This is a genomic window from Streptomyces xingningensis (assembly GCF_054957865.1).
On sequence record NZ_JBDJPF010000003.1, the window covers coordinates 91,258 to 114,966 of the forward strand.

Genomic DNA, 23,709 nt, shown 5'->3' on the forward strand with positions numbered 1-23,709 from the left:
GGCCTGCCGGGCGGGCGTGTGGACGCCGCCTTGCGCGGGGAGAAGCCGAAGCGGCTCTGCCCGGGCAAGGTCGTCTCTCAGCGCACCAGGGGCGTCGGCATCGTCACGGCCGCCGGCGGCGTCTGGACCGGCACCGGGCGGCGCCGGGCGGCGCGCCGGGCGATGGGGTAGGGGCGCAGCCGGTGCTGGATGTCGGCTTCCGCGCAGTCCCAGGCCCACCGTGCGGGGCGGGCGGTCGGGGACAGCAGCAGACAGTGGGCGAAGCGGGGGACGTCGCCGACGGCCAGTTGCTCGGGAAGGTGGTCGAAGGTCATGCCCCGCCGCCGCAGTGCGGCCAGCAGGGGCAGCAGGGTGGTGGCACGGCGTGGGTCGTCCGGCCACTGGGCGCCGAGCGGGCTGTCCGGCGGCAGGGCCGGGAGCGGGTCGTCGTGGTGGATGAAGTCCCACAGCAGGAAGCCCTGTGCGCTCAACAGGCTGTGCAGTTCCAGCTCGTCGCCGTCGTCGCAGGTGAGGACGAGGTATGCGGCCTCGGGCAGCATGGCGGTGAGCGTGTCGGCGATCAGGCGGGCCAGCCGCTGGGCCGAGGTGACCAGCTCGGCCTCGGCCTGCTGCCAGGCTTCCGCTGCCGTGGGATCGGTGTACGGCTCGGGGAAGGCGGGCGCGATGGCGTATCGGTGGAGCGTCAATCCGATGTCCTCCTTCGGTGCGAGCCCGGCTCATCCGCCATGGCATCTCCAAGGAGCCGGTGGTGACTTGACACAGGCGTGGACTGATCCGCACACCCCGCCCGGGGGTGCCCGGCGGGGCCATCGCTCCCACACATCCGAAGAGGCCCTGAGGCGTTGACTGAGGTCACAGGCGGGAGCCCCCCTCCCCATCCAACTCACGCCTGAGTCAATGACTCAGGCGTGAGAGTAGGGCATCGCGGCACCTGTGGCCAGGCCTCAACAGGACACCTGCTCGAGCGGCCGGGATTCCACTAGAGTGGTTGTCTCACGTTCACATTGTCGAGGGGAGCGGTGGCGTGCTGGGGAGCGAGGACAGACAGCCGGCCGGACTGGCCGAGAAGTTGGACCACCTGATCCGCGTGCGAAGCCGTGAGCAGGGCAAGGCGTTATCCACCAATGACATCGCCGCAGTGATCAACATCAAGGCCGGCGAGCCGGTGATCTCCGGCAACTACATCTGGCAGTTACGCAAAGGAAAACGGGACAACCCGACCAAGCGCCACATAGAGGCCCTGGCAGAATATTTCGAGGTTCCCGCGGCGTACTTCCACGATCAGCCGTCGCCCGCCATGGGCCGCACCGCCGTGGGCGACGCTCCCGACTGCCGGTCCGGGCTGGCGGAGAAGCTCGACAAGCTGCTCGGGCGACCGGCCCCACCGAGCGCCGGGGAGGAGTCCTTCTACCGTTCCCTGGCCGCGGACGTCGCCGCACGCTCGGGTGAGAAGTTCTCCGGCGCATATCTGCGCAAGCTGTGCCATGGCGAGCAGCCCAGCCCGCCGTTGCGGCATCTCTGCGCCCTGGCCACCTATTTCGACGTCCCCCTGGCCTATTTCACGGACGACACCTCTTTCACGGACGACACCTCATCCGGGGAGACGGACGACGAGGAGCTGCTGGCCCGGCGTGAGCTGGAACAGTCCATGGCCGAGGCCGGGGTGAGCGCGGTGTATTTACGGGGTGACCTCGCCGCGTTGTCCCCGGAGGGGAAGCGCATGGCCGCTGACATGATCAGGCAGATTCGCGACCTGGAGCAGGGCGTGCAAAACCGCCAGCCTCCGCAGCGCAGATGAGTCGGGACGGTGAAATGATGCAAGCCAACTACCAGTTGGTGTGTCCTCCCATCCCGACGAGCCCCGGAGAGCCGACGAAGATGCACTGGAGGCGACTGCGCCGCCAATGTCAGAAGGTGATCAACGGGATCACCCTGCCCGAGCCCTTCTCCGCCCGGGAACTGTGCGACCGTCTCGCGTCGGGGCGCGAACGCCCCGTGCATCTGCTCCCCCTGCCGACACCGACGGTTCCCGGCACACCATCGGGCATGTGGCTGGTGGCCGAGCACGGGGACTACATCTTCTATGACGCGCAGACCAGCCACCTGCACCAGGAGCACATCATCGTGCACGAGATCGGACACATGGTGTGCGAACACCGGCCGACGGGCGGTGATCAGAGCCTCTACCGGCACATCGACATCGCGAACCCGGAGTCGATCCGGCACATCCTGCCCCGGATCGAGTACTCCGATGAGCAGGAGCAGGAAGCGGAGATGATCGCCAGCCTCATCCTGGAGGCCGCCGGCCGCGTCCCCGGCCCGACGCTGCTCTCCGGCATGCTGGGCGGGCTCGAGTCCGCCATGGGGCTGCGGACGGCCCGGCACTCGGGAGCGTCATGCCCACGTGGATAGAGACCGTCGGCATCACCGCCCTGTGGGTGGTGGCGCTGGCCCGCGCTCCCCATCTGCGCAACCGGGAGCAGCGGCCGCTGTGTTTCGCGATCATCATGATCGCCCTGGCGATGTCGACCCATCTCGACCCCGTCACCGAGTTCCTGGCGCATGTGGTCCCGGACGCGCACTGGATCGACATGACCACGCACCTGTTCGCCATCGTCGATGCCTCCGCGGTGCTGTGGTTCATCCTGGGAGCCGCGGGGCGGCAGCGTCACACCGGGCTGGTGTTCAGTGCCGCCGTCTCGGTGATGACCACTCTGGTGCTCCTGGACCAGGGCGCTCCCGCGCACACGCGCAACATCATCGCCCCCTCGGCGTCGACTCCCGGCGTTCCGGACGCCTACTGGTGGATCTTCTTCTCCTTCCACCTGATCGCGGACACCACCTGCTGGCTGGTGTGCTGGAGTTATGGGCGTCGGCAGGACACTCCCCGGCTGCTGCGCTACGGCTTGCGCCTGTTCGGCACCGGGATGCTGCTGGCGGATGTGCTCTGGGTCCTCAAGCTCGTCTATCTGCAGACGCGTTCGACGGACATTGCCCCGCTGTTCTCGCCCGTCACCGGCGTCGAGGCCCTGTTCATGGCGGTGGGCGTGGCACTGCCCGTGGTGACCCAGGTGCGCGAGCGCCGCCGGGACGGCAGGTCCTACCGGCAGCTGGCCCCGCTGTGGCGGGATCTCACCGCGGCCAACCCCGATGTCGTCCTCGCCCCGGACAGCGGTGTGCGGAGTCTGGTGATCCCCCTCCAACTGCGCCTGTACCGGCGGGTGATCGAGATCAGGGACGCGATGATCGTACTCCGCAACTATGTCACCCCCTCCGCTCTCGACCTGGCCCACCGGCATGTCACCGATCAGGGCGTCCCCGGCCATCTGAGCGACGCCCATCTCACCGCCTGCTGGCTCACCGCCGCCCTCCGGGCGAAGAACGACGGCGTGGTCCCGCAGTCCCAGACGGCCAACCTCGCCGGTCCGGGAGCGAACGACCTCGCGGACGAGATCGACCATCTGCTGCAAGTGGCCGATGCCTACCGGTCACCGGCCGTCCACGCCTACCGGTCGTCGCTCGGCACGGCCTGATCACCCTCCAGCCCCCGAAAAGGAAGAGAACTCGTGCTCGTCGCCTTCGCATTGACCCCCATGGGAGTGGAAGCCGGCGTCGCCGACTACATCGCCGACGCAGTGAAAATCATCCGTGAATCCGGTCTCAAGAACCGCTCGGACTCCATGTACACCTTGATCGAGGGTGACTGGGACGAGGTCATGGACGTGGTCAAACGCGCGACCGAGGCCGTCGCCGCCAAGGCGCCCCGGGTCCAGGCCATCGTCAAGATCGACGTCTGGCCGGACATGCCCAGCCCGCTCGACGGAAAGATCGGGCTTCTCGAGGAACGCCTGACGCATTGACAGGTACCCATCCGGCGAGTTCACTCTCGCGGCGTGGACATCCTCTTGAGCATCAGGAGAACCAGAAAGACCGGACTCAGGTTCCGCGCGACCTCCTTGTTCACCGCCGTGGCCATGGCCGCCGCCGCCTTGGCGGCGGCGGGCGCACCGGCCGCGGCGGCTCCCGCCCCGGGAGCGCCCGGGGTGGCCTCGCACTGGAACGAGCCCCGCGTCGACGGCTTCGCGGACGCGCTGTCCCCGGACTCCAAGGTCTGGTACACGGTCGGCAACGGCGAGCTGGAGAACGCCTTCTTCCCACGGCCCGACGCGCCGGCCACCTTCGGCCTCCAGTACTACGTGACCGACGGCTCGACCTTCACCGACAACGAGGTTGCCGACACCCGTCATGCCGTCTCCCTGGTGGACCCCACCTCGCTGGAGTGGCGGCAGACCAACACCGCGGCGAACGGCAAGTACCGCATCACCAAGACCTATGTCGCCGATCCGGCCCGGTCCGTCGTCCTGGTGCGGACCACCTTCAGCAATCTCTCCGGCATTCCCCTGTCGTTGTATGCGCACTACAGCCCGGCGCTGGGCAACCAGGGCATGGGCAACACGGGTGCCACCGACGCCACCGGCAATGTCCTGACCGCCTCCAACGGGCCGGTCGCCAGTGCCCTGGCCGCGTCCACCGGTTTCACCCGGACCTCGACCGGCTATGCGGGCACCCCCGGTGACGGTGCCACCGAGCTGACGGACCATCACACCCTCACCACCCCCGGGCAGCGCGCGGACACCCCGGGGCACATCACCCAGACCGCCCGTATTCCCGTGCCGGACAGCGGCTCCCGGACCTTCACCCTGGCCCTGGCCTTCAACTCCGGCCGGAGCGCGGCGGCTTCCGATGCCAAGGCCTCGCTGGACACCGGCTTCGCCGCGGCGGAGGCCGCCTTCCGGGCGGGCTGGCACTCCTGGGTCTCCCGGCTGCACGCCGCGCCCGCCTCGGTGGCCCATGACGCCCGGCTCAGGCGCCAGTACTACGTCTCGCTGATGGAGGTGAAGGCGGACGAGGACAAGACCTTCACCGGCGGGTTCGTCGCCGCGCCGGTGACGCCCTGGGGCGCGAGCGTCAGCGCCGACGCCCCGGGCGCGCACGGCTACCACCTGGTGTGGACCCGGGACCAGTACCAGATGGCGACCGCCCTGCTGGCCGCGGGCGCCACCGCCGACGCCAATGACGCGCTGGACTACATCCTCGCCCATGAGGTGACCGACAGCGGCTCCGTCAAACAGAACTCCTGGCTGGACGGAACCCCGGTGTGGAACGGCACCCAGGAGGACCAGGTCGCCTTCCCGCTGATCCTCGCCTATCAGCTCGGCCGGAAGGATGCGGCGACCTGGCCCAGGCTCCGGCTCCTCGCCGACCACATCGTCGCCCATGGCCCGGTCACCGACCAGGAGCGCTGGGAGGAGAACAGCGGCTACTCCCCGTCCACCATGGCCGCCGAAGTCGCCGGTCTGGTGTGCGCGGCGGACATCGCCCGGGCTCGTGGGGAGGGGGCCCGGGCGGCCGGCTACCTGGCCAAGGCGGACGCCATGCGGGCCGCGATCGACACCACCACCTACACCATCACCGGGCCGATCGGCGGCGGCTCGTACTACCTGCGGATCACCCCGAACGGCAAGCCGGACAACGCCGACCCGCTCACCATCTCCAACGGCGGCGGAACCTGGGACCAGCGCGCCATCGTCGACCAGGGCTTCCTGGAGCTCTCCCGGCTCGGTGTGATGTCGCCGTCCGCCCCGCGGATCACCACATCGCTCACCGCCGTGGACGCGACGATCCGCACCGGCCTTCCCGGACAGGGCGCCTACTGGAGCCGCTACAACCACGACGGCTATGGCGAGCGGGCCGACGGCGGCGACTACACTGGCACCGGCGTGGGCCGCCCCTGGCCGGTGCTCAGCGGCGAACGGGGCGAGCACGATGTGCAGACCGGGAACACCCGGGGCGCCCTGGAGATGCTCTCCGCCATGGCCCGGGCCGCCAACGACGGCCACCAGATCTCCGAACAGATCTGGGACGGCCCGGCCACCGGCGCCTTCACCCGGGGCCGGCCCGACAACTCCGCCACCCCGCTGATGTGGGCGATGGCGCAGTATGTACGCCTCGCCATCGACATCGGCGCGGGGAAGACCGTGGAGACCCCGGACGTCGTCGCCCGGCGGTACGCCGACGGCGATCCGTCCGGCCGGGTGTCGGCGGCCTTCCACGAGAAGGCCACCACCTCCTGGGGCCAGAACGTCTTTGTCGTGGGTTCGGTCCCCGAGCTGGGTTCCTGGGACCCGGCCAGGGCCGTGCCGATGAGCGCGGCCGGATACCCGGTGTGGAGCGCGGTGGTCTCCCTGCCCGCCCGTACGTCCATCGAGTACAAGTACGTCAAGAAGAACCCCGATGGCTCCGTCAGCTGGGAGAGCGATCCCAATCGCAGCTGCACCACCGGCGCTTCGGGGACGGTGACGCTCGACGACACCTGGCGCTGATGCCACACCGGGACCGGCCGGGGAGGGAGACTCCCACCATGTCCGACATGTCCGAGCATGCCTCGGCGGTGGCCCGCTCCGCCCTCATCGGAGCGGCCGTCGCCCTCCTCGCGTCCGGCCCCGGCACCGCGTCCGCCATCCCCGCGCCCGGAGCCGACCTGGATGATCCACACAAGAAGGACATCGCCATGCAGCTGGTGTCCAGCGCCGAGAACTCCACCCTCGACTGGCGCGCCCAGTTCGGCTTCCTGAAGGAGGACGGCCAGGGCTACACCGGCGGCATCATCGGCTTCACCTCCGGCACGGGCGACATGCTCACCCTCGTCGAGCTCTATACCGAGCACCGGCCCGGCAATCCGCTCGCGCCCTACCTGCCCGCCCTGCGCAGGGCCAGGGGCAGCGGCTCCCATGCCGGGCTCGGCCGGCCGTTCGAGGCGGCCTGGCGGCAGGCCGCCCGGGACCAGGCGTTCCGGGATGCCCAGGAATCCGTGCGCGACACCGACTACTTCAACCCCGCGGTCAGGCTGGCCAAGGCCGACGGCCTGCATGCGCTGGGCCAGTTCGCCTACTACGACGCGATCGTCCAGCACGGGCCCGGCGTGGGACCGTACAGCTTCCGCTGGATCCGCGGGACCGTGCTGTCCCATGTCCCGCCCCCGGCGCGGGGCGGCGACGAGAAGACCTACCTCGGCGCCTATCTCGACGCCCGCACCAAGGTGCTGCGGAGGAAGGTCGCCCACGCGGACACCAGCCGGGTGGAAACCGAGCAGCGGGTGTTCCTCAACGCGGGCAACCTCGAACTGCGGCCCCCGCTGAAGTGGCGGGTCTATGGCGACCCCTACGAGATCAATTGGTAGACGGTCAGCGGACCTTGACGAAGAACTCCCCGATGTCGGCGGCGAAGTCGCCGGGCCGGAGGAATCATCTAGGTCAGATTCAGTCCTAGGCCGACCGGGAAGCCCTGGCTTTCTCCGCATCGCGCGCCTCTGATCTGCGAAGACGGCGGACCGGTCCGGACGGAGCCGGTGCGCGCTGGCGTCCGGTGGCCACATCTGTTCACCTGGAGAGAGGTGGAAGGAGGAGCCATATGACCACTGCCACCCGGACCGGCACCGGGACCCTGCGCGATCTGCTGGATGCGCCGGGCCCCTTTGTATCGGTCTATTTCGACCGCGAGGCACGCCCGCAACGGGTCGAGGAGGCCGAGGCCCGCTGGCGCGATCTGGCCGCCCGGCTGGCCCGTGAGGGGGCCGGCCAGGACACCCTGGACGCAGTCACCTCCCGGGTCCTGGACTCCCTGCCCGGCACCGGCACCCTCGCCGTGTTCGCCACCGGGGGCGAGGTGCGGCACTCCGCCGAACTGCCCGGCTCCCCCCATGGGGACCTCGCCGAATACGCGCCGGTACCGCATCTGCTGCCCCTGCTGGAGTGGCGCCAGGACCATCCCGCCCGAGTGGTCGCCGTCGTGGACCGCACGGGCGCGGACCTGCTGCTCTACCCGGAGGGCTCGACCGAGGCCATCCGGCGCACGGTCACCGGCCCGGACGACGAGATCGTCCGCAGCGCGCCCGGCGGCATGTCCCAGATGCGCTTCCAGCACCGGGCCGAGGACTCCTGGGAGCACAATGCAACCCGGGTCGCCGAAGCTCTGGGCACCGCCCTCACCGAACTGTCGGCCCGACTGCTCCTGCTGGCCGGTGATGTGCGGGCGCGGCAGTACGTGGTGAAGCACCTCCCGCAGTGGGTCCGACGCGATGTGACGGTGGGTCAGGTCAGCGGCAGCCGCAGCGAGGACGGGGCGGCGACGGAACGCGCGTCCCAGGTGGCGGCGGAGGCCTCCCGAGCCGGGCACGCGCGCACGGCCGGGCTGCTGCGCCTCCTGGAGTCGGAGCGCTCACCGGGCGGGCACGCGGTCGTGGGCGTCCATGACACGCTCGACGCCCTGGCCGTCGGCCGGCTGCGCATCCTGGCGGTGACCGACGATCCGCAGGACCAGCGCACGGCCTGGTTCGGCCCCGCACCGACCGACGTCCGCGAACGCCGCGAGGACCTGCCGACGGGCAACGGGTCCGTCCACGAAGGCCGGCTGGCCGATGTGGCCGTCCGGACGGCCCTGCTCACCGGCGCGGACGTACGAGTGCTGGAACCCGGCCTGGCAGGGGCTCCACCTCAGGGAACCGGCGGCCTCTGCCGTTACACCTAGCGTCCCGGAGGACGACATCATGAGGGTCGCGTTTCTCATGGCGCCCGAGGGCGTCGAGCAGGTCGAACTCACCGGCCCCTGGCGGGCGGTCGAGAACGCGGGCGGCGTTCCACAGCTCGTCTCCACCCGGCCCGGCCGCATCCAGGCGTTCCACCACCTCGACAAGGCGGACACCTTCCCGGTGGACAAGGCCGTGCGCGATACCGGCGTGGCCGAGTACGACGCCCTGCTGCTGCCCGGCGGGGTCGCCAACCCGGACGCCCTGCGGCTGGACGGGCAGGCGGTCGCCTTCGCCCGGGAGTTCTTCACCGCGGGCAAGCCGGTCGCGGCGATCTGCCACGCACCCTGGACCCTGGTCGAGGCCGATGTGCTGCGCGGCCGGACCCTGACCTCATGGCCGAGCCTGCGCACCGATATCCAGAACGCGGGCGGGACCTGGGTCGACGAACCGGTCAAGGTGTGCGGGCGCGGGCCCAACACCCTGGTCACCAGCCGTAAGCCGGCCGACCTCGAGGTCTTCTGCGCCGCGTTCCTCGAGGAGTTCCGCACGCCGACGTGATCGGTGGCACCTGGGCAAGATCCCCTGGACGGTAATATCGCACGACAGTCCAGGTGCGGGGTAACAGGCGATGCGGGGAGGGGCTCCGAGTGGCGCATGAGGTAAAGCGGCTGAGGGTTCCGGTCGGCGCCGATGCCGAACGATGGAGGACCCGGGCGGCCTCCCGGCCCGTGCTCCTGATCGTCCACAATGTGACCTCGGCGACCCGGCTGCTGGACATCCTCCCCCTTCTGCGGGGCGACCTCCGGCTGCAATTGCTGGCCACCTGCACCGGCTCGTCGCCGTTCCTCGCGGGCGTGCCCGAGCTGCTGGCATCGGCGGAGCTGCCGGTGCTGCCCTGGGAGCAGGCCACGACCACCCCTGTCGATCTCGCCATATCCGCGAGCTATGGAGGTCAACTCCATCTGATCCAGGGGAAGTTGGCCGTGCTGTCGCACGGGATTGGCTACAATAAGAGGCTCCGGACACCGGACACCGGACACCGGACACCGGACACCGGACACCGGACACCGGACACCCGCTCCCGTCTTCGGGCTCTCGCCCGACTGGCTGCTGTACAACGGCCGTCCCCTGGCGACCGCCACCGTGCTGTCCCACCCCGAGCAGGAGGAGCGGCTGGCCGCCGCGTGCCCGGAAGCCGTTCCGACCGCGGTGCTCGCCGGGGACCCGTGCTACGACCGCCTCGTCGATGCCCTGCCCCACCGTGAGCGCTTCCGGCGCGCGCTCGGGGTGACACCCGGTCAACGACTGGTGGTGGTCAACTCCACATGGTCACCACGGTCGTTGTTCGGTGACCGCGGGGCCGAGGGCGACCTGCTGCCCTGGCTGCTCCCCCGGCTGGCGGCGGAACTGCCCGCCGACGAGTACCGCACCGTGGCCGTCCTGCACCCCAACATCTGGTACGGGCACGGTCCCGGGCAGCTGCGGGCCTGGCTGGACCGGGCCCGCCGGGCCGGACTCACCGTCATTCCCCCGCTGGACGGCTGGCGGCAGGCCCTGGTCGCCGCCGACTGCGTGGTGGGCGACCATGGCAGCGTCACCTACTACGCCGCATCCATCGGCACCCCCGTCCTGCTGGGCGCCTTCCCGCAGGACGACCTCGATCCCGGTTCACCGGTGGCCGCCCTGGGCCGGACGGCGCCCAGGCTGTCCCGCCGGGGCGGCCTGCGCGCTCAGCTCGACCAGGTGATGGAGCATCATCATCCATACCATCATGCCGAGTTGGCGGCACAGGCCAGCTCTTCACCCGGCAAGTCCGGCGCGCTGCTGCGCCGTCTCTTCTACGACCTCATCGGCATTCCGGAGCCGGATGACGGTCCGGCCTGTCTCGCCCCCTTGCCGCTGCCACCCTTTGAACCCGCCGTGCGCACCGCCCCGGTGCGGGTCCTCACCCGGCTGACCGGAGCCGCTCCGCCACGGATCGCCGTCACGCGTTTCGCGGACTCCCCCCATGGGCCCGAGTCCGAGAACAGCCATACCGGCGGCGCCCATACGGTGGTCCACGAGGACACCCGGGACATCAGCCGGCTGAGCATCGCCGATGTGATCGTGCGGTACGGCACGGCGGACGACCCCCGGATCGGCCCGCCCGCCGCCTGGACCGCGGAGGTGCTCGCGCGCCATCCGCACTGTGCGCTCGCCGCGTATGTCACCGGGCCGGACCGCTGCACGGTGCGCACCCGCGGCGGGCATCTCGTCCACCTGACGGCCGCGCCGGAGGCGGGCGGCCGGGCCGACCTGGGCGACCCGGCCGCCTATGCGTCCGCGCTCCATGCGTGGCTCGCCGGCGGGCGGACGCTGGCCGCGGCGGCGGACGGAATGACGGTGGTCACGGGCGGCGAATCGCATCGGATCGGCGTCGAGCACGCTGTCGGGGGTTAGAGGGCGCTTCTAACGGTTCCCTCTCTCGTCCAACTCGGCCAGGCGGGCCCTCATCCGGGCCGCGGCCGTGTGATCACCGGCCCGCTCATACAGCTCGGCGGCCGTGCGCAGGTCCTCGGCCTCCGACACCGGGTCGCCCAACTGCCGGGCGCAGCGGCCCCGCAGCTCGGCGGCGTCGGCCCGCTGCAGCTCGGCCCCCTCCTTCGCCATGACGCCGAGGGCCTTGTCGAGACATACGCGGGCGGCGGCCGGGTCGCCGGCGTCCAGCTGGGTCTCGCCCAGACTCATATACACCCGGCCCTCGTTGTAGAGGTCGCGTTCCGCCAGGCCGCGGAACCGGGCGAGGGCCTCGTAGAGTTGGCGGACCGCCTCGTCGAAGCGCTCCTGTCCGCGCAGGGCGCGGCCGATGTGGTGCTCCAGCAGTGCCGAGGCGCGGGGCACATCCTGCTCGCCGTCCTCTCCGGGGCCGATGGTGAGCAGGATGCGCCGGGCCGAGGTGAAGCACCGTTCCGCTTCGGTGTATTGCCACTGCTTCAGGCGCAGCAGGCCCAGCGACTCCACGGCGGTCGCCTGTCCGCGCCGGTGTTGCGCCCGTTGGTCCGCAGCGGCCGCCTCGGCCAGTGCCTGCTCGGCGTCGTCCAGGCGGCCGAGTCCCAGGTAGGCGAAGGCGAGTTGGGTCAGCATGCGGCCTTCGGCGCGTGGGTCGCCGAACTCGGCGGTGCAGCGGCGGGCGGCGTCGACACCCTTCAGGTGGGTCTCGACCCACTGCTCGTGGAAGCCGAGCCGCAGGTGCAGGCCCCACATCGCCTCGCACAGCTGCCACACCAGTTCGTCGAAGCCGTACTCTTCGGCGGCGCGCACGGCGGCGACCAGATTCGCGCGTTCGCGGCGCAGTTCGGCCAGGGCGGCGCGGCCGTCCTCGGGGTCGCGTTCCCCGGGCAGGGTCAGGCGGAGGTAGGCGGCGCCGAGGCGCCATCGCGAGGGGATGACGCGGAATTCGGCGGCGGCCGCGAAGCCCAGGTGCCAGGTGATCATGCGGCGGATGGCGGCGGCGATGCCCGCATGGCCGTCTTCCTCCTGGGCTCGTCGCTCGGCGTGGCGGCGCACCAGGTCGTGGAAGTGGTAGCGCTCCTCGGCGACTTCCTGCAGCAGGTGGACGTCGGCGAGCTCCTCCAGCAGGGCTCGTGCGGTGTCCTCGTCGATGTCGGCGGCCCGGGCGGCGGCTCCGACGGTGAGGGTGGGCCCTGGCCATGCCCCGAGCAGCCGGTAGAGGCGGGCGGGCTCGGGGCGGAGCTCTTGGTAGGAGAGGTCCGTGCCGTGTTCTCCCATGTCTGTGGTCTCCTCGTCCCGGCCGTGCCGCTGCCGATCCGCCAGCTGCAGTTCGGCCGTTTCCCAGGTGAGGTGTTCCCGTACCGCGATACGGGATCCGGTGGAGCTGAGCGCCAGCGGTGAGCCGCCGCATATCCTGGCCACGGCCAGGGCGCTCTGCTCATGGCCGGCGATCCGGTCCGGCCCGACGATGCGGGAGAGCATCAGGACGGAGTCGTCCGCCGTCAGCGGGCCGACCGGGATGTGCAGGGCTCCGGGGTCCGCCGCGAGCTCGTCCAGGCGGTGCCGGCTGGTGATCAGTACCAGCGAGCCGGGGGCGGCGGCGAGCAGGGGGCGGAGCTGTGCGGGCGAGTGTGCGTCGTCAAGGATGACGATCATGCGCCGGTCGGCCATGCGGTCGCGGTAGAGAGCGGTTTGTCTCCACAGCACGGGCGGCACCCGGTCCGCGGGTACCCCGAGCTGGTCCAGGAAGTGCACCAGCACGTCGGAGGGTGACAGTGCCTCGGCCGCCGATGTTCCGTCCAGATCCACATACAACTGCCCGTCGGGGAAACGCTCCTTGAGCTCGTGCGCCAGCTGTACGGCGGCGGTGGACTTGCCCATGCCAACGGGGCCGACGAGCACCACGACCGTTGGGGTACCGGCGTTCTCGGCGGCGCTGTCCAGCAGCCCGGCCAGTTGGTTCCGGATCGAGTCGCGGTCCGTGAAGGTGGTGTTGGCGGGCGGGAGCGTCTGTGGGCAGCGGGCCTCCGGGGGCACCACGAACCGGCCCAGCCACGCCGTCTCCCGCAGCCAGGCGGTGATCTCACGAGCGAAGTCGGGTTCCGTGCAGGCGTGTTCGTACAGCAGGGCGGCCAGTTCCCGGCGCCCGTTCTCGCTCGTCGGCAAGGCGGGATCCATGCCGTCGTCTGCGGTGCTGTCGCCGCGGCGCACGGCCCGGCGTACCAGCCCGGCCAGTCCCTCCGCGCTCCGCCGTCCCATCTCCCCGGCCGCCCCGGACAGCGCTCCTGATGTCACCGTGTCGATCGCCGAGAACAGCGCCGACATCGTGAACGGATCCACGAATTCCCTCCCCGACTCGCAGTCCGGATGACGATATCTCCCCCGGCTGCCCCGAGCGCCGGTAACGCCTCTCACCGGTGCGTATGCGCCCCGGTGCCGCTCCGGAATGTGCCGATGCCGCCCGAGTGGCACGCTGAACATATGGTCCGGTCCAATGCGGAGGTCGAGGCGCTGCTCCGGGAGTACGCCGATCTTGTCGCGATCACGGGTGGCGATGCCTTCAAGGCGCGCGCCTATGAGAAGGCCGCCCGGGCGATCGGTGGTTTCCCCACCGATGTGTCGAAGCTCGACGCCGCGGGTCTGCGGGAGATCCCTCATGTGGGGAAGTCGATCGCCGACAAGGTCGTGGAATATCTGCGCACCGGCCAGGTTCCGGCGATCGAGGAGACCAGGGCGGCGATCCCGGCCGGGGTGCGGGAGCTGCTCACCATTCCCATGCTCGGTCCCAGGAAGGCCATGGCGCTCTACGAGGAGCTGGGGGTCTCCTCCGTGGCGGGGCTGCTCGACGCCATCCATGAGGAGCGGCTGCGTGATCTCAAGGGCTTCGGCGAGAAGACCGAGCAGAACATCCTGCATGGCATCGCGCTGATGCAGCAGGCCGGCGGCCGGATCCTCATCGGTGCGGCGATGGACGTCGCGGAACAGGTCGTCGGGGACCTGTCGCGGGTGAGCGGGTGCGAGGGGTGTGCCTACGCCGGTTCGCTGCGGCGCATGCGGGAGACCATCGGGGACGTCGACGTCCTGGTCGCCGCCGACCGGTCGGCCCCGTTCATGGAGGTGTTCAGCCATCTCCCGTACACCGCCGAGGTCGTGGTGAGCGGCGAGAAGAAGACCTCCATTCGCACCTCGAAGGGTCTGCAGGTGGATCTGCGGGTCCTGCCGCCCGGCTCCTGGGGGGCGGGTCTGCTGTATTTCACCGGGTCCAAGGCGCACAACATCCGGGTGCGTGAACTCGCGGTGCGCCAGGGGCTGAAGCTGTCCGAGTACGGGCTCTTCCGGGTCAAGAGCGGTCGGAAGGTGGTCTCCGCGACCGAGGAGGAGATCTACGCCCGGCTCGGTCTGCCGTGGATCCCGCCCACCCTGCGCGAGGACCGCGGCGAGATCGCCGCCGGGCTGCGGAACGAGCTGCCCGACCTGCTCGCCGAGAGCGACATCCGCGGTGATCTGCACACCCATACCGACCTCACCGATGGGCTGGCCCCCCTTGAGGACATGGTCGTCGCGGCCGCCGGCCGCGGTTACGCCTACTACGCCGTCACCGATCACGCCCCCGATCTGTATATGCAGCGCATGACCGAGGAGAAGGCCCTGGCGCAGCGCGAGCGGGTCAGGGAACTCGATGGAAAACACCGCAGGTTGCGGCTGCTGCACGGCACCGAGCTCAATATCGGGCCGGATGGCTCGGTGGACTGGCCCGAGGAGTTCCTGGCGGGTTTCGATCTCTGTATCGCATCCGTGCACTCCCACTTCAACCAGAGCAGGGCGGAGCTGACCCGCCGGATCGTGCGCGCCTGCGAGAACCCGCGGGTGGGCATCATCGGCCACCCCACCACCCGGCTGCTCGGCAAACGGCCCGGCATCGACGCCGACTTCGACGCGGTGTTCGCGGCTTGCGCGCGGACCGGCACCGCCCTGGAGATCAATGCGCATCCCGAGCGGCTGGACCTGTGCGACGAGGACATCCTGCGCGCCAAGCGGCACGGGGTGAGGTTCGCGGTGAACACGGATGCGCACGCCATCACCCATCTGTCCTCTATGCGATACGGCGTGGGGACGGCGCAGCGCGGGTGGCTGACCAAGGACGATGTGATCAACACCTGGCCGCTGCAGCGGCTGCGCCGTTTTCTGCGTCCGGGGTGAGCCGGGCCTCGCCCGCTCACCGCGTGCAACGCGGGCCCCGTCGGTATGACTTGCCGCTTCCCGCCCGCCGCCGGCTCGGCCGGGGGCGGCGTTGCATGATCGTCCGCTCGGCATAGGATCGCCCCCGACCAGTAGTCGATCAAGGTAACGGGCAGGGGCACGGTGGACACAGCGAACGGGCAACATGCGCAGAACAGGGGCCACTTGACGGGGCGGGACGGTCAGCCGGGCCGCCATGCCGTGGTGATCGGCGGCAGCCTGGCCGGGCTCCTGGCGGCCAAGGTGCTTGCCGGGCACGCCGACCGGGTGACCATAGTGGAGCGGGACCGCTTGCCCGACGGCCCCGAGTTCCGGTCCGGTGTGCCACAGGACCGCCATACGCATGTCCTGCTGCAGAGCGGCCAGCACGCGCTGGCGGCGCTGCTGCCGGGGATCCTCGACGAGCTGCGGGAACACGGTTCCCCCCGGGTCGGCATGCCCAATGACATCGTGCAGTGGCACCTGGGGCGCTGGTATCGCCGCATGCCGGCCAGCGCACATGTCTTCACCGGCTCCCGGCCGTTGACCGAGTGGCTGATACGCCGCCGGGTGCTGGCCGACCCGCGGATCACCGTCGCGGAGGGCACCGAGGTGACCGGGCTGGCCGGTGACGCGGTCCGGGTGCGGGGCGTGCGGGTGCGGGAGCGCGGCGGTGCGTCCCGGACACGAGAGGCCCGGCTGCTGGAAGCCGATCTCGTGGTGGACGCCTCCGGCCGTTCCTCCCGTGCGCCCGGCTGGCTGACCGCGCTGGGCGCCGAACCGCCGCACGAGGAGTTGCTCGACACCGGCCTCGCCTACGCCACCCGCTTCTACCATGCGAGCCCCGAGGCCGAACTGCCCTTCCGGGGCGTCCTGATCAGTCCCGACCCCACCCAGCCGCGCGGTGCCGTTCTCATGCCGCTGGAGGGAGACCGCTGGTCCTTGATCCTCTCCGGGCTGCGGGGCTGTGAACCGCCCACCGACGAGGCCGGGTTCCGCGCGTTCGCCGCCGAACTCCCGCACCCGGTCCTGCACACCTGGCTACAGAAGGCCGAACCGGCCTCGGCCATCCACGGCTTCCGACAGACCGCCAACCGACGGCGCCGCTACGACCGGCCGGGCCGCCGCCCGGCCGGGTTCCTCGCCATCGGGGAGGCCCTGTGCGCCTTCAACCCCATCTACGGACAGGGCATGACGGTCGCCGCACGCAGCGCCCTCGCCCTGCGCGATGCGCTGGACGGCACCGGGCGCACGCCCTCGACGCGCCGGGTGCAGCGGGCCCTGTTCACCGTCATCAGCCAGGCCTGGGATGTCTCGGCCGGGGCCGACAAGAAGATGCCCGGAGTCACCGGAAACACCTTGCGGCCGCGCGCGGTCGACCGTCCCCTCGACTGGTACCTGAACCGCCTGCAGCAACATGCCCGCGGCAACCGGGACATCGAGGCCGTCTTCCGCGGCGTCACCTCCCTGTCCGCGCCGGCCGGCGCCCTGTTCGCACCGGCGATCGCCAAGGCGGTGCTGTTCGATCCCGTGCCGTACGCACCTGCCGAGCCTCCGACGGAGGAGGAGGCACCCTAAGCCGTCACCGTCGGCTTCTCGGCGCGGGCGGCCTCGCCGCCACCCGGCGCGGGCCGGGCGTCCATGGGGCGGAACAGGGTCAGGATCAGCAGACCGCCGAGCGCGGATGCCACCGCCGACCAGAGGAAGACCTGCTGCAGTCCGGTGGCGAAGGCCTGGTGGACCAGGTGCTCGGCCGCGCCGCGCCGGCCCATCGGCGCGGCGTCCGCCAGGCGCTGCGCCTGGCCGCCGGCCAGTGCGGCGGCCGCCGAGTGGGGGTCGGGGACCAGGCCCGCATCGGACAGTACGCGCTGGGCCCGGCCGGTGAAGACGGCGCCCAGCACGGCGATCGCCAGTGTCATGCCCAGCTGGCGGAAGGTGTTGACGGCGCCCGCCGCCATGCCCATCCGCTGCGGCGGGACGCTGCTCACGGCCGCCGATACCAGCATCGGTGTGGTCAGGCCGACCCCGACGCCGGTCAGGACCAGCCCGGCCATCACATCGGAGCGGGTGGAATCCGTCGAGAGCTGGGCGTACATCAGCAGCAGACCGGCCGCGACCAGCAGCATTCCACAGCCGATCGACACCCGTGGGGTCAGCCGCTGGTACCGCGCGGCCAGCACGGCGACCGCAAAGGCCACCGCCGCGGCCGGAGTCAGGGTCAGACCGCTCTGGACTGGGCTCAGTTCGAGCACCGACTGCAGCCACACCGAAGCCAGCCCGTACCAGCCGAACGCGCCGCCCTGCATCAGCAGCGCCCCGCCCATCAGGGCGGCGAACGGGGGGCGGCGCAGCAGGGCGAGGTCGAGCATGGGCCTTCCGCCGCGGCGGTTGACGCGGGTCTCCAGCAGGATGAAGGCCACCAGCGAGAGTGCCGCCAGCGCGAAGGCGCCCAGGGTGGACGCGGAGGTCCAGCCGGATTCATTGCCGCGGATCAGGCCGTAGGTGGCGGCCGCCGCGGTGAGGGTGAAGGTCACCGCGCCGGATATGTCCATCCGCTCGCGCGGCGCTTGGCCGTCGGGCCGGTCCGTGCGCAGCACGCGCAGTGTCAGCAGGATGGCGGCGGCCGCGACGGGCAGGTTGACCAGGAAGATGGCCTGCCAGCCGATGTGCTGGGTCAGCAGTCCGCCGAGTACCGGCCCGGCCGCCGCGGCGGCGCCGTTGACGGCGCCCCAGATGCCGAACGCCATGCCCCGGTCGCGGCCCTGGTAGGTGGCGCCGAGCAGGGCCGCCGAGGTGGCGAACATGGCGGCGCCGCCCACCCCCTGGGCCGCCCGCGCGGCCACCAGCGCACCGGCGTTGGGTGCCAGCCCGCAGGCCAGGGAGGCCAGGGCGAAGATGGTCAGCCCGGTCACATACAGCTTGCGGTGTCCGAAGAGGTCGGCCAGCGAACCCGCGGCCAGCAGCAGTGCGGCCAGCGCCAGGGCATAGGCGTCGACCACCCATTGCAGCGCCGAGAAGCCCGCGTGCAGGTCGTCCGCCATGTCCGGCAGGGCCACATTGACGATGGTGACGTCCACCAGCAACATGAACGCTCCCAGGCAGACGGCCACCAGGGGCCACCATTTACGCATCGTTGTCGCTCCAGTCGTGAAGAGTGCGCTGTCTCGGCCACAGCATGGGGTGGCCATCGGAGTGGGCCACACTCAATTCCGCCTTGGCGGCGGAATCCGACATCGGTTAGCGTGAAACGGTGAATCTCGACATTCGTCAGGCGGTACTCCCCGCTCTGGATCCACCGGACCAGCAGCTCGGGCATGCCCTGCAGATCGACGGCCGTGCCTCGTTCCGGCGGATCGCCGAGGTCCTCGGCGTCTCCGACCAGACCGTGGCCCGCCGCTATACGCGGCTGCGCACCAGCGGCACCCTGCGGGTGCTGGGTCTGGCCGACCCGCTGCGGGTGGGCCAGACCCCCTGGTGGCTGCGGCTGCGCTGCGCGCCGGACGCGGCCGCCTCGATCGGCGAGGCGCTGGCGCGGCGGCCGGACACCACCTGGGTCACCCTCAACTCCGGTGGTACCGAGATCACTTGTACAACCCGTTCACAGGGGCCGGATTCCGATGAGACACCGCTGCTGGAGAAGCTGCCCCGCACTCCCCGCATCCTGGACATGTCGGCGCACTGTCTGCTGCATGTCTTCTTCGGCCATCAGCACAGCCCGGTCACCAGGTCGGGCCCCCTGACGCCGGACCAGGTCGCTGCCCTGACTCCCGCGGACACCCCGGCCGCCGCCTTGGCCGAGCCCGCCGAGCCCTACCCGCTCGACGAGACCGACCGGGCCCTGCTGGCCGTGCTGGCCCGGGACGGGCGCACCCCGGTCGACGAACTCGCCACGGCCACCGGCTGGTCGCCCACCACGGTCCGCCGCCGGATGGCGGAGCTGCGGACGGCGGGCGCGCTCTACTTCGACGTCGACTACCACCCGCGGGTCATGACGCACCGGCAGTTCCATGCCGCGTTGTGGCTGAGGGTGGAGCCGAGCCGCCTTCATGCGGCGGGCACGGCGCTGTCGTCCCATCCGGAGGTGTGCTATGCGGCGGCCACCACCGGGACCACCAACATCTTCGCCGACATCAGCACCCGGGACGCCGGGGCCTTCTACCGCTATCTCACCGGGCCCGTCGCCGCCCTGCCCGGTGTCCAGGACACCAGCACCGCGCCCATTCTCCGGATGCTCAAGGGGGCCGGTCCGCTGCGGGTGGCCTGAGGACGTCCGCCAGGGCCGCGCACCCGCCGGGCCGGGCGGGCTCAGGCCGCAGCCGCCACCCGTCGGCGGGCCGCCGGCACCACCAGGGGCGTCCCGCTCTCCGGGTCGTCGATCACCCGGCACCGCAGGCCGAAGACCTCCTCGACCCGCTCCGCGGTCACCACCTCCTCCGGCGCCCCCTGCGCCACCACCCGCCCGGCCCGCAGCGCGATCAGGTGAGTGGCATAGCGGGCGGCCTGGTTGAGGTCGTGCAGCACGGCGACCAGGGTGCGGCCCTGCTCCTCGTGCAGCCGGGCGCACAGGTCCAGGATCTCGATCTGGTGCGTGATGTCGAGGTAGGTGGTGGGCTCGTCCAACAGCAGCAGGGGCGTCTGCTGGGCGAGCGCCATGGCGATCCACACCCGCTGCCGCTGGCCGCCGGAGAGCTCGTCGACCAGGCGGTCGGCCAGGTCCGCCACCCCGGTGGCGGTCATGGACTCGCCGACCACCCGTTCGTCCTCCTCCGACCACTGCCGCAGCAGGCTCTGGTGCGGGTAGCGGCCCCGGGCGACCAGGTCGGCGACCGTGATTCCATCGGGTGCGATGGACGACTGCGGGAGCAGTCCCAGGGTCCGCGCCACCTTCTTGGCGGGCAGTGCGGCGATGTTCTGCCCGTCCAGCAGGACACTGCCGGAGGCGGGCTTGAGCATCCGGGACAGGGCGCGCAACAGGGTGGACTTGCCACAGGCGTTGGGGCCGACGATGACGGTGAAGGAGCGGTCCGGTATGGCGACGCTCAGCCCTTCGGCGATGGTCCGCCGGTCATAGGCGAGAGTCAGGTCGTTCCCGCTCAGCCGTGCCGTACCGTGCTCCATGTCCCGTGCTCCGTCCTGGTGTGTCGTCGGGTTGCTCATATCCGGCCCGTCCTGCGCTGGGTGGCCAGCAGCCACACCAGATAGCCGCCGCCCAGGACGCCGGTGACCACGCCGACCGGCAACTGGTGGCCGGAGACGACGTGCTGGGCCAGCCAGTCACAGCTGACCAGCAGGGCCGCCCCCAGGCACAGCGAGGGCAGCAGGTTGGGGCCCGGTGACCTGGTCAGCCGACGGGCCAGCTGGGGTGCGGTGAGTGCCACAAAGGACACCGGTCCGGCGGCGGCCGCCGCGAAGGCGACCAGGAGTACGGCCGCCACCAGCAGCACCAGGCGCAGCCGCGGCACCGGCACGCCCAGGGCGCCGGCCGTGTCGTCCCCCATCTCCAGCATGCGCAGCGGCCGTTCACAGCCCAGGAGCACCACCGGTACCAGGACCGCCAGGGCGATCAGCAGCGGCAGCGCGTCGTCCCAGCCGCGCCCGTCCAGGCTGCCGGTGAGCCACAGCACCGCCCGTGCGGCGTCCGTGACGCTGGTGCGGGTCTGCAGATAGCCGTTGACTCCGGTGAGGATCGCCGCGACGCCGATGCCGATCAGGACGAGCCGGTAGCCATGGAGGCCGCCGCGCCAGGTCAGGGCGTAGATCAGGGCGCCGGTGGCCAGGGCTCCGGCCACCGCTCCGCCGGCCAGCGCCAGGCTGCTGCCGCCGGCGAGCACCACCAGGAGCGCCCCGGTGGCCGCGCCATGGGTGAAGCCGAGCACATCGGGGCTGCCCAGGGGGTTGCGGACCAGTGACTGGAAGAGCGCTCCGGCCAGGGCCAGGGCGGCGCCGGCCAGCAGGGCGGTGACGACCCTGGGCAGCCGCAGCTCATTGACGATGAAGTCGTCCGCGGGCGTGCCGTTGCCGAGGAGGGTGCGCAGCACCTGATCGGGGCTCATGGGGTAGTCGCCGCTGCCGATGGCGAGCACGGACATGGCCAGCGCCAGGAGTGCGCAGCCGACTCCGGCGGCGAGGGCCCGGGGCCGGTGGCGCAGCGAGATCCCGCCGGGGGTTCGCAGGGTCCTCATGCCCGTACCGCCTTCCGGCCGCGGACGAAGTACAGGAAGAGCGGTCCGCCCAGGACCGAGGTGACGATGCCCACTTGGAGTTCGCCGGGGCGGGCGAGTACCCGGCCGAGTACATCGGCGCCGAGCAGCAGCACGGGGGCGAGCACCGCGCAGTAGGGCAGCAGCCAGCGCAGGTCGGGGCCGGTCAGGGCGCGCACCAGGTGCGGGACGATCAGGCCGACGAAGACGATCGGCCCACAGGCCGCGGTGGCCGCCCCGCACAGCAGGGTCACCGCCACCAGGCCGGCCGCGCGGACCCGGGCGGGGCGGGCGCCGAGTGTCTGTGCCGAATCGTCGCCCAGCGCGAGGGCGTTGAGCGGCCGGGCCAGCGCGAGGGTGAGGACCAGTCCGGCGGCCACGAAGGGGGCCAGCAGGGCGACCGTGTCGGGGTCGGCGCTCGCCAGCGAACCCACGGTCCAGAAGCGCATCTTGTCCAGTGAGGCGGTGTCGACCAGCATGACGGCGCTGACGAAGGAGTAGAGCGTCGCATTGAGGGCGGCCCCGGCGAGCGCCAGCCGGGCCGGGCTCGCGCCGCGGCCGCCGCCCACGAGGTAGACCAGCACCGAGACGATTCCCGCGCCCAGGAAGGCGAACCACACCTGTCCGGTGTAGGAGGTGACGCCCAGGAAGGCGACGGCCGAGGCGACGGTGGCCGAGGCGCCCGCGTTGATGCCCAGCAGTCCGGGGTCGGCCAGCGGATTGCGGGTCAGGGCCTGCATCACGCCGCCGGCCAGCCCGAGTGCGGCCCCGGCCAGCAGGCCGAGCAGGGTGCGGGGCAGCCGCATCCGGTGCACCTGGAGGTAGCCGGCCGAGTTCTGGTCGGTCAGGCCGTGCCACACCTCCCCGGGGGAGAGCTGCCGGGCGCCGACCGCGATGCTCAGCACCAGGACGGCGAGGAGGAGAAGCAGGGAGCCGAGCAGTCCGGCGATGCGTGGTGCATTGCGCCCGCCGGACGGCCGCTCCCGGGGTGCCGGTGTGACCACCGAACCGCCCGCGGTCTGCGGTGACTTGCTGAGGGACACGTAGAGCTCCGATAGGTGCCGGGACCGGAGGGCCGACCCGGCCACTGAACTGGATTTTAGGTTAGGTTAACCTAACTGTGTTCGAAGCCCCCGGGCCCCCTTTGTGTACGAGAGTCACTGCCATGCCACATGCCGGAACCGCTCACCTCTCCCGCCGCACGCTGTTCGCCGCCGGCGGCGCACTCGGCCTGGGTGCCCTGCTGACCGCCTGCGGAGGAAGCGGCGGTTCGGACTCCGGCGGAGGTGGCGCCGAGGGCGGCAAGGGCGGCGCCTGGTCGTTCACCGACGACCGCAGGAAGACGGTCTCCGCCAAGGCCGCCCCCAAGCGCGTGGTCGCCTTCACGGGAACCGCCGCGGCACTGCACGACTTCGGGGTCGACGAGCGGATCGTCGGCGTCTTCGGCGAGACCAGGCGCAAGGACGGCACGGCGGACCCGCAGGCCGGGGAGCTGGACATCACCAAGGTGGAAATCCTGGGCAACGTCTGGGGCGAGTTCAGCATCGAGAAGTACGCGGCGCTGCGCCCCGGGCTGCTGGTCACGCACATGTATGAGCCGGACTCCCTGTGGTATGTGCCGAACGAGAGCAGCAAGAAGATCCTCGGGCTCGCGCCCAGCGTCGCCATCCGCACCGCCCGGGTGCCGCTCCCCGAGCCCATCCGGCGCTATGCCGAACTCGCCGGATCCCTGGGCGCCGACCTCAAGGCGAAGAAGGTCACCGACGCCAAGGCCCGTTTCGAGGCCGCGGCCGAGGCGGTGCGCAAGGCCGCCAAGGCGAACGGCGGGCTGAAGGTGATGGCCGCTTCCGGCAGTGCCGACCTGTTCTATGTCTCCAACCCGAAGGTCAGCTCCGACCTGATGTACTTCCGTGAGCTGGGCGTCGACCTCATCGTCCCCGACAAGCTCGAGAAGCCCGGCTACTTTGAAAGCCTCAGCTGGGAGAACGCCGACAAGTACCCGGTCGACCTCATTCTGCTGGACAACCGCAACACCGCGCTGCAGCCCAAGGACCTGGCCGCCAAGCCCGGTTGGTCCGCGCTGCCCGCGGTCAAGGCCGGCCAGGTCACCGCCTGGGAATCGGTGCCCCGCTTCAGCTACGCGGGCGCCGCCCCGCTGCTCGAGAACCTCGCCAAGGCCGTCCAGGGTGCCAAGAAGGTGCGCTGAGCCGCGCC

Annotated in this window: 19 protein-coding genes; 13 read left to right on the top strand and 6 right to left on the bottom strand. The window is 71.1% G+C overall.

The features are described 5' to 3' along the window. Positions 1 to 77 precede the first annotated feature (77 nt). Positions 78 to 686, bottom strand: coding sequence for a hypothetical protein (locus ABCR83_RS02645; RefSeq protein WP_462692883.1), 609 nt, complete (start codon positions 684 to 686; stop codon positions 78 to 80). 338 nt (positions 687 to 1,024) lie between these two features. Between ABCR83_RS02645 and ABCR83_RS02650 the strand changes: the two genes are divergently transcribed. From ABCR83_RS02650 to ABCR83_RS02690, 9 genes are all read left to right on the top strand, one after another. Next, complete coding sequence (locus ABCR83_RS02650; protein ID WP_462692885.1) at positions 1,025 to 1,798, top strand: hypothetical protein; 774 nt, start codon at positions 1,025 to 1,027, stop codon at positions 1,796 to 1,798. Between the two features lie 80 nt (positions 1,799 to 1,878). Then, the gene (locus tag ABCR83_RS02655) at positions 1,879 to 2,412 is read left to right on the top strand and encodes a hypothetical protein (protein ID WP_462692887.1); all 534 of its coding nucleotides are present in this window, start codon (positions 1,879 to 1,881) and stop codon (positions 2,410 to 2,412) included. After that, on the top strand, positions 2,397 to 3,533 hold the full coding sequence (locus ABCR83_RS02660; protein WP_462692889.1) for an MAB_1171c family putative transporter: 1,137 nt from the start codon (positions 2,397 to 2,399) through the stop codon (positions 3,531 to 3,533). Before ABCR83_RS02655 ends, ABCR83_RS02660 begins: the two co-directional genes overlap by 16 nt. 33 nt (positions 3,534 to 3,566) lie before the next feature. Next, a complete protein-coding gene (locus ABCR83_RS02665; RefSeq protein ID WP_462692891.1) occupies positions 3,567 to 3,860 on the top strand; it encodes an MTH1187 family thiamine-binding protein in 294 nt (97 codons plus the stop codon). Between the two features lie 45 nt (positions 3,861 to 3,905). Further along, entirely contained in the window at positions 3,906 to 6,383 is a 2,478-nt protein-coding gene (locus tag ABCR83_RS02670; RefSeq protein WP_462692893.1) for a glycoside hydrolase family 15 protein, read from the top strand. Between the two features lie 38 nt (positions 6,384 to 6,421). Beyond that, complete coding sequence (locus tag ABCR83_RS02675) at positions 6,422 to 7,240, top strand: chitosanase (RefSeq protein WP_462692895.1); 819 nt, start codon at positions 6,422 to 6,424, stop codon at positions 7,238 to 7,240. Positions 7,241 to 7,470: 230 nt separating this feature from the next. Next, complete coding sequence (locus tag ABCR83_RS02680) at positions 7,471 to 8,586, top strand: baeRF2 domain-containing protein (protein ID WP_462692897.1); 1,116 nt, start codon at positions 7,471 to 7,473, stop codon at positions 8,584 to 8,586. A gap of 19 nt (positions 8,587 to 8,605) precedes the next feature. Further along, positions 8,606 to 9,145, top strand: coding sequence for a type 1 glutamine amidotransferase domain-containing protein (locus ABCR83_RS02685; RefSeq protein ID WP_462692899.1), 540 nt, complete (start codon positions 8,606 to 8,608; stop codon positions 9,143 to 9,145). A 441-nt stretch (positions 9,146 to 9,586) separates the two neighbouring features. After that, a complete protein-coding gene (locus tag ABCR83_RS02690; protein ID WP_462692901.1) occupies positions 9,587 to 11,026 on the top strand; it encodes a hypothetical protein in 1,440 nt (479 codons plus the stop codon). Between the two features lie 9 nt (positions 11,027 to 11,035). Here ABCR83_RS02690 and ABCR83_RS02695 read toward each other — a convergent pair whose 3' ends face one another. Then, entirely contained in the window at positions 11,036 to 13,417 is a 2,382-nt protein-coding gene (locus tag ABCR83_RS02695; protein ID WP_462692903.1) for a tetratricopeptide repeat protein, read from the bottom strand. A gap of 141 nt (positions 13,418 to 13,558) precedes the next feature. Here ABCR83_RS02695 and polX point away from each other — a divergent pair, with 141 nt between their 5' ends. Both polX and ABCR83_RS02705 read left to right on the top strand, forming a co-directional pair. Beyond that, positions 13,559 to 15,277: a DNA polymerase/3'-5' exonuclease PolX gene (gene polX, locus ABCR83_RS02700; RefSeq protein ID WP_462692905.1), complete on the top strand. Its 1,719-nt coding sequence runs from the start codon at positions 13,559 to 13,561 to the stop codon at positions 15,275 to 15,277. 204 nt (positions 15,278 to 15,481) lie between these two features. Then, positions 15,482 to 16,873 (top strand): FAD-dependent oxidoreductase, encoded by a 1,392-nt coding sequence (locus ABCR83_RS02705; RefSeq protein ID WP_462692907.1) that lies wholly within the window; start codon positions 15,482 to 15,484, stop codon positions 16,871 to 16,873. Here ABCR83_RS02705 and ABCR83_RS02710 read toward each other — a convergent pair. Then, complete coding sequence (locus ABCR83_RS02710) at positions 16,870 to 18,426, bottom strand: MFS transporter (RefSeq protein ID WP_462692909.1); 1,557 nt, start codon at positions 18,424 to 18,426, stop codon at positions 16,870 to 16,872. The two genes, ABCR83_RS02705 and ABCR83_RS02710, sit on opposite strands and share 4 nt — an antisense overlap. Before the next feature lie 119 nt (positions 18,427 to 18,545). Here ABCR83_RS02710 and ABCR83_RS02715 point away from each other — a divergent pair, with 119 nt between their 5' ends. Continuing rightward, positions 18,546 to 19,559, top strand: coding sequence for an Lrp/AsnC family transcriptional regulator (locus ABCR83_RS02715; RefSeq protein WP_462692911.1), 1,014 nt, complete (start codon positions 18,546 to 18,548; stop codon positions 19,557 to 19,559). Between the two features lie 41 nt (positions 19,560 to 19,600). On the opposite strand, the gene ABCR83_RS02720 is transcribed toward ABCR83_RS02715, so the two are convergent. From ABCR83_RS02720 to ABCR83_RS02730, 3 genes are read right to left on the bottom strand one after another with little or no spacing between them, the layout of a single operon-like run. Further along, positions 19,601 to 20,452, bottom strand: a complete 852-nt coding sequence (locus tag ABCR83_RS02720) for an ABC transporter ATP-binding protein (protein WP_462692913.1) — start codon at positions 20,450 to 20,452, stop codon at positions 19,601 to 19,603. Beyond that, positions 20,449 to 21,477, bottom strand: a complete 1,029-nt coding sequence (locus ABCR83_RS02725; protein WP_462692915.1) for a FecCD family ABC transporter permease — start codon at positions 21,475 to 21,477, stop codon at positions 20,449 to 20,451. Before ABCR83_RS02725 ends, ABCR83_RS02720 begins: the two co-directional genes overlap by 4 nt. Next, positions 21,474 to 22,538: a FecCD family ABC transporter permease gene (locus ABCR83_RS02730; RefSeq protein ID WP_462692917.1), complete on the bottom strand. Its 1,065-nt coding sequence runs from the start codon at positions 22,536 to 22,538 to the stop codon at positions 21,474 to 21,476. Before ABCR83_RS02730 ends, ABCR83_RS02725 begins: the two co-directional genes overlap by 4 nt. A 122-nt stretch (positions 22,539 to 22,660) precedes the next feature. On the opposite strand from ABCR83_RS02730, the gene ABCR83_RS02735 reads away from it, so the two are divergent. Beyond that, complete coding sequence (locus ABCR83_RS02735) at positions 22,661 to 23,701, top strand: ABC transporter substrate-binding protein (RefSeq protein ID WP_462692919.1); 1,041 nt, start codon at positions 22,661 to 22,663, stop codon at positions 23,699 to 23,701. Positions 23,702 to 23,709: the final 8 nt, after the last annotated feature.

Bases quoted from the DNA above. Each gene is read 5' to 3' on its own strand.
- ABCR83_RS02655 (WP_462692887.1), top strand. From the start codon at position 1,879: ATGCACTGGAGGCGACTGCGCCGCCAATGTCAGAAGGTGATCAACGGG.
- ABCR83_RS02660 (WP_462692889.1), top strand. From the start codon at position 2,397: ATGCCCACGTGGATAGAGACCGTCGGCATCACCGCCCTGTGGGTGGTG.
- ABCR83_RS02675 (WP_462692895.1), top strand. From the start codon at position 6,422: ATGTCCGACATGTCCGAGCATGCCTCGGCGGTGGCCCGCTCCGCCCTC.
- ABCR83_RS02680 (WP_462692897.1), top strand. From the start codon at position 7,471: ATGACCACTGCCACCCGGACCGGCACCGGGACCCTGCGCGATCTGCTG.
- ABCR83_RS02685 (WP_462692899.1), top strand. From the start codon at position 8,606: ATGAGGGTCGCGTTTCTCATGGCGCCCGAGGGCGTCGAGCAGGTCGAA.
- polX (WP_462692905.1), top strand. From the start codon at position 13,559: ATGGTCCGGTCCAATGCGGAGGTCGAGGCGCTGCTCCGGGAGTACGCC.
- ABCR83_RS02710 (WP_462692909.1), bottom strand. From the start codon at position 18,426: ATGCGTAAATGGTGGCCCCTGGTGGCCGTCTGCCTGGGAGCGTTCATG.
- ABCR83_RS02720 (WP_462692913.1), bottom strand. From the start codon at position 20,452: ATGAGCAACCCGACGACACACCAGGACGGAGCACGGGACATGGAGCAC.
- ABCR83_RS02725 (WP_462692915.1), bottom strand. From the start codon at position 21,477: ATGAGGACCCTGCGAACCCCCGGCGGGATCTCGCTGCGCCACCGGCCC.
- ABCR83_RS02735 (WP_462692919.1), top strand. From the start codon at position 22,661: ATGCCACATGCCGGAACCGCTCACCTCTCCCGCCGCACGCTGTTCGCC.